We start from the raw sequence: 14,704 nt of genomic DNA, 5'->3' as shown, positions 1-14,704 counted from the left end.
TCAATTAATTGCGGTGTTGATTCCTTTGAATCAATTTTCAACGATTTAGATCGCAGTTGTGGGGCAACAACATTTTCTAAATTCTTCAAGATATTAATAGATTACACATTAGTGGTGCCCGGTTCTTTTTTGATTCTTCCTGTAATGGTCGCTTTGGCGGTTACCGTTCGAAGGAAATTGGGATCCCCGGTGTTTTTTCGCCAAGTTCGGCCAGGTCTGCACGGTAAACCGTTCACCATGTTCAAGTTCCGCACCATGACTGACGAGCGTGATGAGGGAGGCCAGTTATTGGCCGACGAGCAAAGACTAACGCGCTTCGGCAAGTTTCTCCGTAGTACCAGTCTTGATGAGTTTCCTGCGCTGATTAATGTCATCAAGGGTGAGATGAGCTTGGTCGGACCGCGTCCGTTATTGATGGAATACCTTGACCGTTACACTCCTGAACAAGCCCGACGTCATGAAGTACGTCCGGGTATTACCGGTTGGGCTCAAGTGAATGGTCGGAATGCTATCAGTTGGGAAGACAAGTTCAAGTTGGATGTCTGGTACGTAGACCATCAATCCTTGTTGCTTGACATCAAAATCCTCTGGATGACAATTGCTAAAGTCTTCAAGAGGGAGGGTGTCACTGAAGACGGACAGGCGACAATGACCAAATTTATGGGATCTTGCCAGAATGACAAAGAATAAAGGGAAAATAGTGGTTTTCGGCGCAAGTGGGCACGCTAAGGTCGTAATCGATGTGCTAGAGCGACAAGGTGTTTATGAGGTTGTTTGCCTAGTTGATGATGACTTAGGGCTTAAGGGGGAAACTTTTTTTGGTTACGATGTCATCGGTGGTAAAGATGAACTTCTTGCAATGGTTGAACGACCATCTGGCATTATAGTTGCCATTGGTAGTAACCTCGCTAGGGTTAAGGTTGCAAGTTGGCTAAGTGAGAATGGCTTCGAACTGATTTCGTCAGTGCACCCGTCCGTTCAATTGGGGCGGGATGTTAGCATTGGTTCGGGTTCAGTGCTCATGGCCAATGTTGTTGTTAATTCTGCTGCAAAGATTGGGAACAATGTTATTGTCAACACCGGGGCCAGTATCGATCATGATTGTGTAATCGAGGATGGTGTGCATATCGCCCCTGGTGCAACTCTTTGTGGAACTGTCCGTGTCGGCAGAAATACATTTATTTGCTCAGGGACTACAGTGATCCCAAATCTTACCATCGGTAAAAACGTGACTATTGCTGCTGGAGCGACAGTAGTTAGAAATGTGCCCGATAATGTAACGGTCGCGGGTGTCCCCGCTCGTGAAATCATAAAAGGTCGAGATTGATTTATTATGCTTAATACTCCCTTTTCATCTTGGCCCTGTTTTACCCAGGAAGAAGCTGACGTTGTTCAAAATGTACTTCTGTCCAACAAGGTCAATTATTGGACCGGACAGGAGGGACGTGAATTCGAAAATGAATTTGCGAGCTTTGTTGGAACTGAGTATGCCATCGCTGTGGCGAATGGTACGGTAGCTCTTGATTTGGCGTTAAGAGCTTTGAGTGTTGGACCGGGTGACGAGGTTGTGGTCACCAGTCGTACTTTTCTTGCCTCCGTTTCATCTATTGTCACTGTGGGCGCATTCCCTGTTTTTGCCGATATTGATTGTGACAGTCAAAATCTTTCCGCTGAGTCGATTCGAGCGGTTTTGACGCCAAAAACAAAAGCGATTATTTGTGTTCATCTGGCTGGTTGGCCTTGTAACATGGATGCAATTATGGATTTGGCACAGGAGCGTGGTCTTTATGTGGTTGAGGACTGCGCACAAGCCCACGGTGCTCGATATAAGGGGCGCAGTGTCGGTTCAATTGGCCACATTGCGGCATGGTCATTCTGCCAGGATAAAATAATGACCACCGGTGGTGAAGGTGGCATGGTTACTACTAACGACAAAGATCTCTGGTCGAAGATGTGGTCATATAAGGATCACGGAAAATCCTGGGAAACGATTTACGAAAAGGAGCATCCGCCAGGGTTCCGCTGGCTGCATGAGTCATTCGGTACGAATTTCCGTATGACCGAGATGCAGGCGGCGATCGGTCGAATTCAGTTGCGACGCATGTTTGAATGGCATCTGGCCAGAAAAAAAAATGCTCAAAAGATTTTGTCTGTTGCTGAAAGCCTAGTTGGTCTGCGGGTGCCAGAAATACCGAATTCCATTGAACACGCTTGGTATAAGTGCTACCTGTTTGTTGAGCCAAATGCACTGAGTTCAGGTTGGGATCGAGATAGAATCATGAACGAGATTGTTGATCGTGGCGTTCCCTGTTTTTCTGGATCTTGTTCTGAGGTGTATTTGGAAAAGGCTTTTGATGAAACAGGGTGGCGACCGGCTGAGCGATTGCCAGTAGCAGGGGAATTGGGTGAAACCAGCCTGATGTTTTTAGTTCACCCGACTCTGACCGATATTGAAATTCTTAAAACTTGTGATGCCATAACAGAAGTGATGACGCTAGCGGCAGGTTAAGTTTTAATTTTAGGGGGATGCCTTGCTTCATTCGAAAAAACGCTTTTGTTTTATACTTACTGTTCAAGTTTTGGTCATTCTGGCGGCTTTGACTCTAGCCTATGCTGTTCGGTTTGACTTCTCTGTCAATAAAATCCACTGGAATCGTCTTGTTGAACTGATACCAGCTGTTCTGGCTGTCAAGTTAGCTGTTTTCTGGGGCTTTGGTTTATTCCGCGGTTGGTGGCGTTATGTCTCCATGGCAGATTTGGTGCAGATTGTTAAGGCGAATCTAGCTTCTACCTTAGCCTTTGTTCTTTATGCAGTTCTTGTTTATCGAATGGTGAATATTCCTCGTTCAGTACTGATTCTGGATGGGATTTTCTGTTTTTTGATGATGGGAGGTGTCCGGTTTACCACTCGGGCTTTTCGTGAAAATTATTTCCCCATGTTTAACGATGATAGTCAGCCTTCGACGCGGATTTTGATTGTCGGCGCTGGTGATGCCGGACAGATGATTGCTCGAGAGGTTCATAGTAATCGTCGATTGGAATACGAGTTGGTTGGTTATGTTGATGATGACCCGCAAAAGCGGAAAGCTTTTTTTCAGGGTGTCAAGGTTCTCGGGGTGATTAAGGATTTGGCCAAGATTGTCGCTCGTGAGAATGTCGCTGAAATTGTTATAGCGATCCCATCAGCAACGGGAGGGCAGATTCGCTCTATCGTCGAGCAGTGTCGGCAGGTCGAGGTGCAATTTAAAATATTGCCCGGTGTCGGTGATTTGATCGGCGGCAATGTGTCGGTTCAGCATCTTCGCGATGTTAATCTGGAAGACCTGCTCGGTCGGCAGCCCATTTCTTTAGATCAAGCGCAAATCAGTAATTACTTACAGGATAAGCGTGTTTTGGTTACTGGTGCAGGTGGTAGCATTGGCAGCGAAATCTGCCGGCAAGTAGCACGCTTTCAGCCGCGAAAACTTATACTTTTTGAAAATGCAGAGACCCCTTTGTTTTTGATCGAGAAGGAGTTGTCTGAAACCTATCCCGAGATTCATGTTGTGGCGATCATCGGTGATGTGCGTAATCGTTCGCGGGTCAATGTCATTTTTGATGAGCAACTACCCGAAGTTGTCTTTCACGCTGCAGCCTATAAGCACGTGCCGATGATGGAAGCTAACCCGGCTGAAGCGGTCAATAATAATGTCCAGGGGACACGTTTGGTTGCTGATGCGGCCCATGAGTTCGGGGTGCAAAACTTTGTCATGATATCGACTGATAAAGCAGTCAGACCGACCAATATCATGGGTGCCTCCAAGCGGGCCGCGGAATTGTATGTGCAGTCATTGTCACAGCAAAGCAAAACCCGTTTTGTGACCACCCGTTTTGGCAACGTTTTGGGTAGCAATGGCAGCGTTATCCCGACCTTCAAGGAGCAGATTAAGAACGGTGGTCCGGTGACGGTAACCCATCCCGAGGTGACCCGCTTTTTCATGACTATTCCAGAGGCGACCCAGTTGGTCTTGCAGGCCGGCAGCATGGGGCAGGGGGGGGAGATCTACCTGTTCGATATGGGGGAGCCGGTCAAGATAGTTACCCTGGCTGAAGAGTTGATCCGCCTTTCCGGCTTGCAGCCGCATGAAGATATCGATATTGTTTACACCGGTCTGCGACCTGGGGAGAAACTCTATGAGGAGCTGTTGCTTGCAGGGGAGGGGACGCTGCCGACGCATCATGAGAAAATTTGCATTGCCAAGTCGGCTCCGCTGTCTCGTAGTCTCCTGCTTGAGCAGTTAGATGAATTGTTTGCTGCGGCAAAGGCCTTGGACCTGGCCGCGGTCCGGGCGCAATTGCAGGTTATTGTGCCTGAATATCAGCCGGCAGAGCATAAACAAACAGCGAAAATTATCCCGCACCCGGCGACTGCCGTACATCAATAATCGTAAAGGGTTTTTATGATCAAAAGTATGACTGGTTATGGCCGTGGGCAGGCCCAGGTAGATGGATTGTCTTTTTCTGTAGAAATTCGGTCGGTTAACCATCGTTATGGGGATGTTAACGTTAAGGCGCCGCGTTTGTTGTTGCCGCTGGAATCGCAGATCAAGAAGCAGGTTTCTGCGGTCTTGAAGCGCGGCAAGGTGGATGTTTTTATTACTCAGGAAACGTCCGCGCAGGTGACCGCACTGCCGATTGTTAATCAACCGCTTGCTGATGCCTACATGCAGGTTTTTAAGCAGTTAAGTGATAGCTATGATTTGTCCGGTGGGATAGGTCTTAATCTGCTGCTGGCGCAAAGGGATGTCTTGACCCTGCAGGAAGTTGATATTGAAGAGCAGGACTTGTCGGTCTGCCTGGATTCCGCTCTCAAAATCGCATTGGAGTCCTTGATTGTGATGCGCAGCAAGGAGGGCGAAGCAACGGCGGTGGATATGTTGCAGCGCCTTGATCTGCTGACCGATTTGCTCGCTATGATTGTTGAGCGCGCCCCACAGGTGCCGATTGAATGGCAGCAGAAACTGAAAGACCGTCTTGATCGGCTAGGTGATAACGCCGGCGACCCGCAGCGGGTAGCGCAGGAGATTGCCATTTTTGCTGATCGTTGTGATATCAGTGAAGAGGTGACCCGCTTTAATAGCCATCTTGAGCAGTTTCGTGATTTGATGGAACAGGAAGAACCGGTTGGTCGGCAGATGGATTTCCTGGTGCAGGAGCTGAATCGCGAAGCCAATACCATGGGCTCCAAGTCTAACGATGCGGCATTGACGCGGCAGGTTGTGACCCTTAAGTCTGAACTCGAAAAGATCCGTGAGCAGGTGCAGAATATCGAATAGCGTTTCTGGCCGTTTCTGTTTGATTAGTTGTCAACCTAAAGCCCCTGTATCAGGGGCCTTTTCATTTTTACCTGTTTACAGCCGTTTCTCTATGTTTTATAAAAGTGGTGACAGATTTGGTGACAAAAGCGTCATGTCACCAATCCACGTTCCTAGATCTGTCACCATTTTTAGCGATAGGGGGCAGCATGGCTGTGAAAATCAACGACAAACAAGTGAAGTCTCTGCTACGCAAAGGCGAGCCGGGACGCTACGCCGCAGGTAGCGGGCTGTATCTTCGCGTTACTGCCGAGGGTAGCGGCTTCTGGACGGTGCGTTACAGTACGAAGACCGGACGACGCCGGGAAATCACACTCGGGAGTTATCCAGACTTGACGCTTGCGAAGGCGACTATCGAAGCGGTTCATATCAAGTCGGACGTTAAGAAGGGTATGGACCCGCTTGTCGAACGGAAGCGGGCAGACAGTGTGAAAATCAAGACCGTTGATGCACTGGCCGCCGATTGGTTGAAAGATTGCGATAAACGCTTAAAGCATCCCGAGCGACCTCGCCGCGCATACGAAAAAGACTTGCAGCCGCTTTTCGGCGAATTGCTGCTCGATCAAATCACCCCCCTAGACATACGTGACGCACTTGACCGGATAGTCGATAGCGGACGACCGACGATAGCTAATGATGCTTTGATGTACTGCAAGCAGATATTCCGCCACGGCATTCGCTTGGGCTTGATGAACTCGAACCCGGCGGACGCTTTCACAGTTCAACATGCGGGCGGTATCGAGAAGAGCCGCAGCCGTGCGCTTACCGTTGCCGAGTTAAAGAAAGTCTTTGCTGAGTTCCGAGAGCATATCGGGCACTTCAAGCGGGAAAACTATTTAGCCGCTGCTTTGTTGGTTGTCCTGGGGGTGCGTAAGGGCGAGTTGATCGCGGCGAAGTGGAGCGAGTTCGACGTGGACGCCGCACTCTGGAGTGTTCCGGCTGAGCGGAGCAAGACGGGCGTTGCTATCCATGTTCCGCTTCCCTCTATTGCTATCGTGTGGCTGCAAGAACTTCACATGCGGGCCTGTGGTTCCGAGTATGTTTTCCCGACTCGCCGTTCAAGCAAGAATTACGGCCATATAAGCCCCGATACTTTGAACGCTGCTGTCGCGAAACTCTTCGACGATAAAAAGCTTACCGTCGAGTATTTCACGGTTCATGATTTGCGCCGGACGTGCCGCAGCTTGCTTGCTAGTACAGGTGTTCCGACTCACATAGCCGAGCGGTGCTTAAATCACAAGCTAAAGGGTGTGGAGGGCATTTATGACCGTTACGACTATTTGGACGAGCGGCGCGAAGCGTTGCAGAAGATCGCCGACCAGTTGGAGCCGGTTATCAACCCAATGGAGAATGTTGTCAGCTTTAGGCGGAGGGCTTAGGTATGGCTACCACATTCAATGAAAATCAGGTGCAGCAGCTTAAACGAATTTGGAGCGAACTAAGAGGCCTTGACCGGTTGGCGGGTGGTTTTGTAATCGAGTTGCAGTGGTACGTTGAGAATTCCCCTAAGCTGATAACTGATAGTAATCAGGCGATAGAGCAAGAAGAACGAGAGACTTTTGGGGCCGTTGCTGAACAGTGTGTTGAATTGATTAAGACCCTCAAGAGGGCTCCGTCGATTGACCGTTTAAATATCCTCTCCCTACGCGAAGAGCGACCCGAATACGACGGTCGCAGTCTCCCTATATGCGACCCGTTGTTGTTTGTGGAAGAGATTCAGGAGCGTGCTGCAAGTTATGCTGAGGCGTTGAGGCATTTCAAAAAGCATGATCGGCAGCTGTATGGCCTTAAGAAATTCTTGAACCGATTCCCGCCTGCTCGGAACATATCAAAGAGACAGTTTTTAGACTTGGCAGGGGTCATATATCAAGACGAAAACGATACGAATGAATCTGTATCGAGTAGAATCTATGATGCTGTGAAAAGGTTAGGTTGCGAAAATCTGTAGTTATATGGGTTTAGGAAAAGTCCCCCCAAATAACTTCTAGTTATCCCATTATGCGGCTGAATCAAGTCCGCTACAGTCACTCCAAGGAAAACATCGAGCTATAAGGAGTGGCTATCATGGACAATCAACTACAAACACCCGCCGAGCGCATTATCTCCCGCGCACAGTTCCGCGAACTCACAGGAATAAGCCGTACCTACGAATGGCGACTAGGCCAAGACGGTAAGCTACCCGCAGTTGTGAAAATTGGCGGGCATATCCTTGGCTATAAAGAATCGGATTACCTCGACTGGCTCGCCCAGTATTCAGCGTAAGGGCAAGTTATGATGCCCTATTACGAGGCCATAAGAAGAGCAGTTAAGAGGCTTCCGCTAGGTTCAAAAAGACTGCGTGCCGGGTTAGTGCAAGCGATTGCTGCGAAATATGGAAAGACTGCGGAAGTTGTTCGCTTCGACGTGGAGGAATTGGCAAAGCGTCGGAGCAGGGGGGAGGGGCTATGATGGAAAATTCTACCCCTTTCGAAGCTATGAAAACACGCGATCAATTTATCCTCTGTAAATTCGTTCCGCGTGACAATGGCAAAACCGATAAGCTCCCGGTCGATCATAGAACCCTTAAGGTATTCACCCCCGGTGCCGGGTGGCAGCAAGACCCGACAGCATGGACTACTTTTGACAACGCTTCGTTTCTTGCCGCGCAGCTCGGGCCGGAGAGGAGAGAGGAGGAGACACCATTTAACCATCAAACTAAAGCGAACTATCAATCGGTGGCCGCCAACAGTAGTGAGCAGATTTTTGACGGCGCAAGAAAAATTCTGGGGTTGTAAGCCATGACTCCTGAACAGTTGCTCCGGGAAGCGCCCGAGCTTTACGCGTATCTACTTGAAGAGGGTATCAGGCTAGAGCGCGAACGGGCGCTTTCTCACCTTGATACGGCTGTTTGGTATAACTCGTTGCGTGAAGCTACCGAGGCAATCCGTAGCGGAATGGTCGTTGCTCCCGGTGATGGATTGCATGATTACTACGCAGATATTGAAGACGATCGGGACCGGCTTGAAGCCGAAGCGGAACGCCAGCTCGATCTTAAACACGCCCGCAGGTTAAAGAATCAGGTTTAACTGCCTGAAAACAAATAGGTACTGCGGAGGCGTACCCCCCTACTTGCCGTTTGGATTCGGCCGCGCGGACCTCGCGCAAACTCTGATTTTTGAGCAATGTTTAACTTGAGGCCGCTATTGGTTAATGGTTGCTTGACGTTTGGAAACGTGTAACATAACCTGCCCCCATTTTCTATAGCGTCAGTTTGAACTGCTGGGTGTTCAATTGTTGCATTTTAAGTTGGTACAAGGCGAGATTTGAAAGGTAGAACAACTGAAGATATTTCATGAAACCTACATAGTTTAAATGCCTCTTCTGTAGAGCGATGACTAGCGAGAGATTCCGGTCACTATAATAACTGAGGGAGGGGGGTGGATTGAATTTCCTTGGGTTTGTCCTTTACTATGATTGTATTGATATTATTAATTTCCATTATTGATGGAAAAGTTTGGAGCGTTCTTTGTTATTCAATAGCCATGAATATATCTTTTTATTCTTACCTCTAACTTTTTTTGTTTATTTTTATTTAAACAAAAAAAGATTAACTAATGTTGGTAATGGGGTCTTGGTATTCAGCAGTTTGTTTTTTTACAGCTGGTGGAACATCTCATACTTGCCTCTGATATTGTCTTCAATGCTTTTTAACTTTATGGTTGGTAGTACCCTTGCAAAAAATAAACAACGTAGCTTTTCCAATAAAGCAATATTAACCTTCGGTATAATTTCAAATATTGCTCTTTTGGGATACTTTAAATATTCAGATTTTTTTATAGAAAATTACAACCTTGTTATCGGATCAAACGTTAAACTTCTGCATCTAGCATTGCCTTTGGCGATTTCCTTTTTTACATTTCAGCAAATAGCATACTTAATTGATAGTTATAAGCTAAAAACAGACGAATATGATTTTTTGAATTATGCAGTATTTGTGACGTTTTTCCCCCAACTTATAGCTGGCCCAATTGTTCATCACAGCGAGATGATGCCGCAAGTTGCTGCGGTCAGAAATAAAATCATTAACTACAAAAATGTTTCATTTGGAATTTTCGTATTTTCAATTGGGCTATTTAAAAAAGTGGTTTTGGCAGATAGTTTTGCTGTGTGGGCAACCGCAGGATACGATACTAGTTTGACGCTAAGTTTTATTGAAGCATGGATTACATCACTTTCTTATACATTTCAATTGTACTTTGATTTTAGTGGGTATACGGATATGGCAGTTGGGTCAGCACTTCTGTTTAATATAAGGTTGCCGATTAATTTTAATAGTCCCTATAAGGCGACAAGCATACAGGACTTTTGGAGACGGTGGCATATTACATTAAGTAGATTTCTTAGAGATTATGTTTATATTCCGTTGGGAGGAAATAGGGTTGTCGGATTCAGGACTTACAATAATTTGGTAGTTACATTTATTATTGGAGGTGTGTGGCACGGTGCTGGCTGGACTTTCATATTTTGGGGCATGCTTCACGGTGTAGCGCTCTCGGTTAATAGGTTGTGGTCTAGGTTAGGGTTAAAGCTTTGGGGCTGGCTTGCTTGGTTGGTTACGTTTAACTTTGTGAATTTGACTTGGGTGTTTTTTAGGGCAGAAAATTGGGATGATGCTACTAAGGTATTGTATGGCATGTTTCGTATAGACAATTTTGTAATATCATGGAAGTTCTATTCAGGATCTATGAATACCGTAGTTAAATATTGGAATCAATTAGGTCTATTTGAGATGAAGTGGTCCTCGTGGATGCCCTCGGTTGGTATGCACACGTGTATATTGATACTGTTTGGGTTTATCTTGGTCTTGTTGATGAAAAACACAAGTGAATTAATAGATAGGTACAGAAATTCGTATAAAAAAGTTTGGGTTTCAATGTTTGCTGGTTTTTTAATTTTCATTTCAATTAAAATTATGGCTGTATCTGTTAATAGCGAGTTTCTATATTTCAATTTTTAAGGGATGACATGAGATCAGTTTGTAATATTTTTATTTTTAGCATATTTTTTAGTTTATTATGGATGTTGCTTGTATGTGCCCAGGTGGGGACGCCTACCAAAAGTTCGGCCAATGCTTTTGGATTGTATTCTCTTAAGGAAGCCCACGGGTTAGGTATTGATGATAAAAAGATAGTCGTTGTGTCGGGATCAAATTCCTATATTGGCATTGATTCAAAAATGATCAAGGATCGACTGGGCATAGATGTTGTTAATGATGCTACGCATGCGGGGTTAGGTATGCGTTATCTTTTATATAAGAGTCAACAAGTATTAAAAGCGGGAGATATTGCTATTCTCCCGTTAGAATACAATTTTTATTATATGGGTGGTAAACCATATACACAATATATGGATTACATCCTATCGCGAGATGCCGTACATTTCTTTAATTTGCCGATTAAAGAAATGTTGCAAGTTTTTTATTATGTTAAGTACTCAAGAATTTATGATGGTTTCGTTTCCTATTTTAGGGAAGATTCAGTCTATGAAAATAAGGGGAATGTACATGGTGATGCAAAAAAATTCGAAGGTGAATTGGCTGATTATCAAGTGAATCTAATAGCTACGCTGGCGTCAAGGCCAGACTCGATAGCATCAACAGATCTTAGTGCCGAATTTATTAAATGTATGGATAACTACATAGATTGGGCTAAAAAGAATAAGATAACCCTTGTTTATATGCCTCCAAATCATATGTACAATAGTTATTATGATTCTCCTAAATATATTTTGTTTTTAAATAATATACGGAGATATTATGAGGAGCGAAATGTGTTATTTGTTGGGGAGCCAAGAAACTATATGTATGATAGTTCTTATTATATTGATAGTACTTATCACTTAAATGGTCTTGGCGTTGAAAAGAGAACAGACCAATTAATTAATGATCTTAATGACTCTCTAGAGCTGCGAAATATTTTATAACAATTTCCGTCGTAAGAACGAGCGAACGATTCTAAGGTTTGGTGACAGATTTGGTGACAGCTGGCTGCTTTACGTGCCATTATTGTGTGTTTAAGTTATCGGAAATAAAGGAATAATATGTTAGTGATCAATGTGCAGGTGCAGAATATTGAATAGTGTTAGGTGTTAGGTGTTAGGTGTTAAACCTAAGACTTAAAACTTAAATCCTAAAACCTAATTAACTTAAAACAACCAAGAACAGGTTCTTAAATTGTCTACATCGAACATCGAACATCGAACATTGAACGCCCCGACCCAGAGGTTGGGGGCCCTGTTTGTTGTCTCTGCTCCTTCAGGGGCAGGGAAAACTTCCCTTTGTCGAGAATTGATTGACAGGTTCGCTGATTTGCGCCAATCTATATCGTTCACCACTCGTCAACCTCGTGTTGGCGAGACTGACGGTGTCGACTACCATTTTGTTGAACAAGCTGTTTTTCAACAGATGGTGGCGGACAATCAGTTGGCAGAGTGGGCGGAAGTTCATGGTAACTGTTATGGAACTTCGCTTCAAACGCTGATGAATTCCGCAGAACTGGGTATTGACCTGTTGCTTGACATCGATTTCCAGGGTGCTGCGCAGTTAAAAAAGAATTACCAGCATGGAGTTTTTGTTTTCATTCTTCCACCTGATTTTGTCGAGCTCGAAAGACGTCTTCGTGGGCGCGATACAGATACTGATGATGTCATACAGACGCGTCTAAATAATGCTGAACGGGAAATTTCCCAGGCCGGCTGGTATGATTATCTAATTGTTAATGATGATTTCCAGACTGCATTGGCTGAATTAAGCGCGGTTGTTACGGCAGAGCGTTGTCGGGCACAGCGTAATAAAGCAATTTTGGCAGAGTTAACCTTAGAAGGAGATAAATAGATGGCACGTGTTACCGTTGAAGATTGTTTGGATGTGATTCCTAACCGTTTTTTGTTGGCGATGGTTGCATCCAAGCGCGCAAAGCAGCTTTATAAGGGTGCGGAGCCGATGATTGAAAATAAATCAGGCAATAAGAAAATAGTCGTTGCTTTGCGTGAGATTGCCGCTAACAGCGTTGAGTTCGATATACCTGTCCGAAAACCCTGATCTACCTTTAGCCCCTCTCGTTCATAGCGAGAGGGGCCTCGCACAGTTCATCGACTGTGTCCTCCTGTCTGTTTTGTTTAACCGGGATGAAGGTCCTGGCCTATACCGTTTATGATCACATTCGAAGACATTATCCAGCAATTGAGCGCCGATCAACTTCAAGTTGATGAAGAACTTCTGCGGCGTGCTTACGATTTGTGCGCTCGCGCTCACCTTGGGCAGAAAAATCGCGACGGCAATGACTATTTGCAGCACCCTCTCGAAGTAGTTTCCATTCTGACACGGCTTAAGGTTGATGAAACCACACTCGTGGTCGGTCTTTTGCACGATGTGTTGGAGGCTGATCTGGTTTCCCCGCAAGATTTGGCTGCCGAGTTTGGTGATGAGGTTCTTTCGCTTATTGAAATCGGCAATAAGATTAGCAGTATCCCTTATCGGAAGAGCAATCAGCAGCAGGTCGAGAGTTTCCGTAAGATGTTTATCTCCATGGCGCGTGATCTGCGGGTGCTGCTGGTTTATCTTGCCGATCGGCTCAGCGATATGCGGACGCTTGAGTTTTGCGAAGATGCACATCAGCTGACCTATGCGCGCGAAACTCTCGAAATCTATGCTCCGCTGGCCAATCGTCTCGGCATCAGCTGGCTTAAAAGTGAACTTGAGGATCTCTCTTTGCGTTTTCTTGAGCCGGAGAAATATGCAAGCCTCTCTAGCCGTATTACTGCGCAAAAAGAGGAACGGACTCGTTATGTGACACAGGTGCGTGATCGGATCTGTCACTTGTTGCAGGAAAATGATTTGTCCGGCGATGTTACAGGTCGTTTTAAGCATTTTTACTCCGTTTATAAAAAAATGGAGCGAACCGGTGTTGATCTTGATGAGATTTATGACCTGACTGCTTTTCGGGTACTGGTCGATTCTGTGCGGACCTGCTACGAGGTTCTCGGTTTGATCCACGCAACCTGGAAGCCGATCACCGGTCGTTTTAAAGATTATATCGCCATGCCCAAGGCGAACATGTATCAGTCGCTGCACACAACAGTCATCGGTCCCTTCGGCGAGCGGATGGAGGTGCAGATACGTACGCATGAGATGCACCGCATTGCTGAAGAGGGTGTTGCCGCGCATTGGAAGTACAAAGAGGGTGGGGCGGTTTCCGCCAGTGGCCGCGATGATAAGCGCTTTAGTTGGTTGCGGCAGCTGCTCGAATGGCAGCAGGATGTCAGCTCTTCTCACGGGCTCGCAGAGCCGTCGATCAATCTGTTTCCGGAAGAGGTCTATGTCTTTACTCCCAACGGTGATGTAAAAGAACTTCCAACCGGTTCCAGTCCGATCGACTTCGCTTATGCTATCCATACGGATGTCGGCAGTCAGTGTGTCGGTGCGCGTATTAACGGCAAGCTGTGTCCGTTAAAAACCCAATTGCAAAATGGTGACAGTGTCGAGGTTATAACCGCAGCCAACCATACCCCGAGTAAAGACTGGCTGTCTTTTGTCAAGACCTCGAAGGCCCGCAATAAAATCCGTCAGTGGATTAAGACGGAGCAGCGTGAAAAGAGCATTGTCATCGGTCGGGAATTGCTGGAAAAGGAATTACGTAAGCATCAATATAGTTTGAAACGCGCTCAGTCCCTCGAATCATTCGATTTGGCGGTCACCGATTTTGGCTTTAAGCAGATCGATGATCTGTATGCTTCCGTCGGTTATGGCAAGTTGTCGCCCGGGCAGGTTGTTTCCCACATCTTGCCGCGTGATGCGATTAAGGCTCCAGCAAAACCGGGTGCCTTGGGGAAAGTGCTTGGTAAGTTTAGTCGGCGTAAGCCGAGCAGTGTCATCCGTATTGATGGTATCGATGATGTCATGGTCCGTTTTGCCAATTGTTGCAATCCTTTGCCTGGTGAGCCGGTCACCGGTTTTATCACCCGGGGGCGCGGATTGGCGGTTCATGCGGTCGACTGTTCGCAGGTTCTGGTCAGCGATCCTGACCGGCGCATCGATGTTGAATGGGACATGCAGCGCAAGAGTTCGCGCCCGGTTAAAATTCAAGTGTCGTGTCATGATCAGAAGGGGATGCTGGTCGGTATCTCAGGAGCCATTACCGATGCGGATGCCAATATCGTCAGTGCCAGTGTTTTCTCTCGGGGCGAAAAAAAGGGCAATAACCTGTTCGAAATCGATGTGCAGAATCTGGAACACTTAAATCGAGTGATTCGTGAAGTTAAAAAGGTCAAGGGTGTCTATCGGGTTGATCGCATCCGCAACTAAAACCAGTTCG

15 protein-coding genes are annotated in these 14,704 nt (G+C 46.3%); all 15 read left to right on the top strand.

Translation table 11 applies throughout. From position 1 onward, the window contains the following. The first annotated feature begins 96 nt into the window (after window positions 1–96). A complete protein-coding gene (locus tag ACZ5PT_RS17815) occupies window positions 97–690 on the top strand; it encodes a sugar transferase (RefSeq protein WP_464266762.1) in 594 nt (197 codons plus the stop codon). Further along, window positions 677–1,327: an acetyltransferase gene (locus tag ACZ5PT_RS17810; RefSeq protein ID WP_464264362.1), complete on the top strand. Its 651-nt coding sequence runs from the start codon at window positions 677–679 to the stop codon at window positions 1,325–1,327. Before ACZ5PT_RS17815 ends, ACZ5PT_RS17810 begins: the two co-directional genes overlap by 14 nt. Before the next feature lie 6 nt (window positions 1,328–1,333). Continuing rightward, window positions 1,334–2,509, top strand: coding sequence for a DegT/DnrJ/EryC1/StrS family aminotransferase (locus tag ACZ5PT_RS17805; protein WP_464264361.1), 1,176 nt, complete (start codon window positions 1,334–1,336; stop codon window positions 2,507–2,509). Window positions 2,510–2,531: 22 nt separating this feature from the next. Continuing rightward, a complete protein-coding gene (locus ACZ5PT_RS17800) occupies window positions 2,532–4,424 on the top strand; it encodes a polysaccharide biosynthesis protein (RefSeq protein WP_464264360.1) in 1,893 nt (630 codons plus the stop codon). 15 nt (window positions 4,425–4,439) lie between these two features. Next, the gene (locus ACZ5PT_RS17795) at window positions 4,440–5,315 is read left to right on the top strand and encodes a YicC/YloC family endoribonuclease (RefSeq protein ID WP_464264359.1); all 876 of its coding nucleotides are present in this window, start codon (window positions 4,440–4,442) and stop codon (window positions 5,313–5,315) included. 188 nt (window positions 5,316–5,503) lie between these two features. Then, window positions 5,504–6,733: a tyrosine-type recombinase/integrase gene (locus ACZ5PT_RS17790; RefSeq protein ID WP_464264358.1), complete on the top strand. Its 1,230-nt coding sequence runs from the start codon at window positions 5,504–5,506 to the stop codon at window positions 6,731–6,733. Window positions 6,734–6,735: 2 nt separating this feature from the next. Continuing rightward, window positions 6,736–7,302: a hypothetical protein gene (locus ACZ5PT_RS17785; protein ID WP_464264357.1), complete on the top strand. Its 567-nt coding sequence runs from the start codon at window positions 6,736–6,738 to the stop codon at window positions 7,300–7,302. 116 nt (window positions 7,303–7,418) lie between these two features. Beyond that, window positions 7,419–7,616, top strand: coding sequence for a helix-turn-helix transcriptional regulator (locus ACZ5PT_RS17780; protein WP_464264356.1), 198 nt, complete (start codon window positions 7,419–7,421; stop codon window positions 7,614–7,616). A gap of 182 nt (window positions 7,617–7,798) precedes the next feature. Then, a complete protein-coding gene (locus ACZ5PT_RS17775; RefSeq protein WP_464264355.1) occupies window positions 7,799–8,128 on the top strand; it encodes a hypothetical protein in 330 nt (109 codons plus the stop codon). A gap of 3 nt (window positions 8,129–8,131) precedes the next feature. Continuing rightward, complete coding sequence (locus ACZ5PT_RS17770) at window positions 8,132–8,419, top strand: hypothetical protein (RefSeq protein ID WP_464264354.1); 288 nt, start codon at window positions 8,132–8,134, stop codon at window positions 8,417–8,419. A 440-nt stretch (window positions 8,420–8,859) separates the two neighbouring features. Beyond that, entirely contained in the window at window positions 8,860–10,350 is a 1,491-nt protein-coding gene (locus ACZ5PT_RS17765; protein WP_464264353.1) for an MBOAT family O-acyltransferase, read from the top strand. A gap of 8 nt (window positions 10,351–10,358) precedes the next feature. Further along, window positions 10,359–11,315 carry a hypothetical protein gene (locus tag ACZ5PT_RS17760; protein ID WP_464264352.1) on the top strand — a complete coding sequence of 319 codons (957 nt, stop codon included), beginning with the start codon at window positions 10,359–10,361 and terminating at the stop codon, window positions 11,313–11,315. A gap of 280 nt (window positions 11,316–11,595) precedes the next feature. Continuing rightward, window positions 11,596–12,225, top strand: coding sequence for a guanylate kinase (gmk, locus tag ACZ5PT_RS17755; protein ID WP_464266761.1), 630 nt, complete (start codon window positions 11,596–11,598; stop codon window positions 12,223–12,225). Next, window positions 12,226–12,432 carry a DNA-directed RNA polymerase subunit omega gene (gene rpoZ, locus ACZ5PT_RS17750; RefSeq protein ID WP_464264351.1) on the top strand — a complete coding sequence of 69 codons (207 nt, stop codon included), beginning with the start codon at window positions 12,226–12,228 and terminating at the stop codon, window positions 12,430–12,432. A gap of 111 nt (window positions 12,433–12,543) precedes the next feature. After that, window positions 12,544–14,694, top strand: a complete 2,151-nt coding sequence (locus tag ACZ5PT_RS17745; protein ID WP_464264350.1) for a RelA/SpoT family protein — start codon at window positions 12,544–12,546, stop codon at window positions 14,692–14,694. Window positions 14,695–14,704: the final 10 nt, after the last annotated feature.

Source organism: Desulfuromusa ferrireducens, from assembly GCF_055389805.1.
This window is presented reverse-complemented; position numbering and strand designations above follow the sequence as displayed.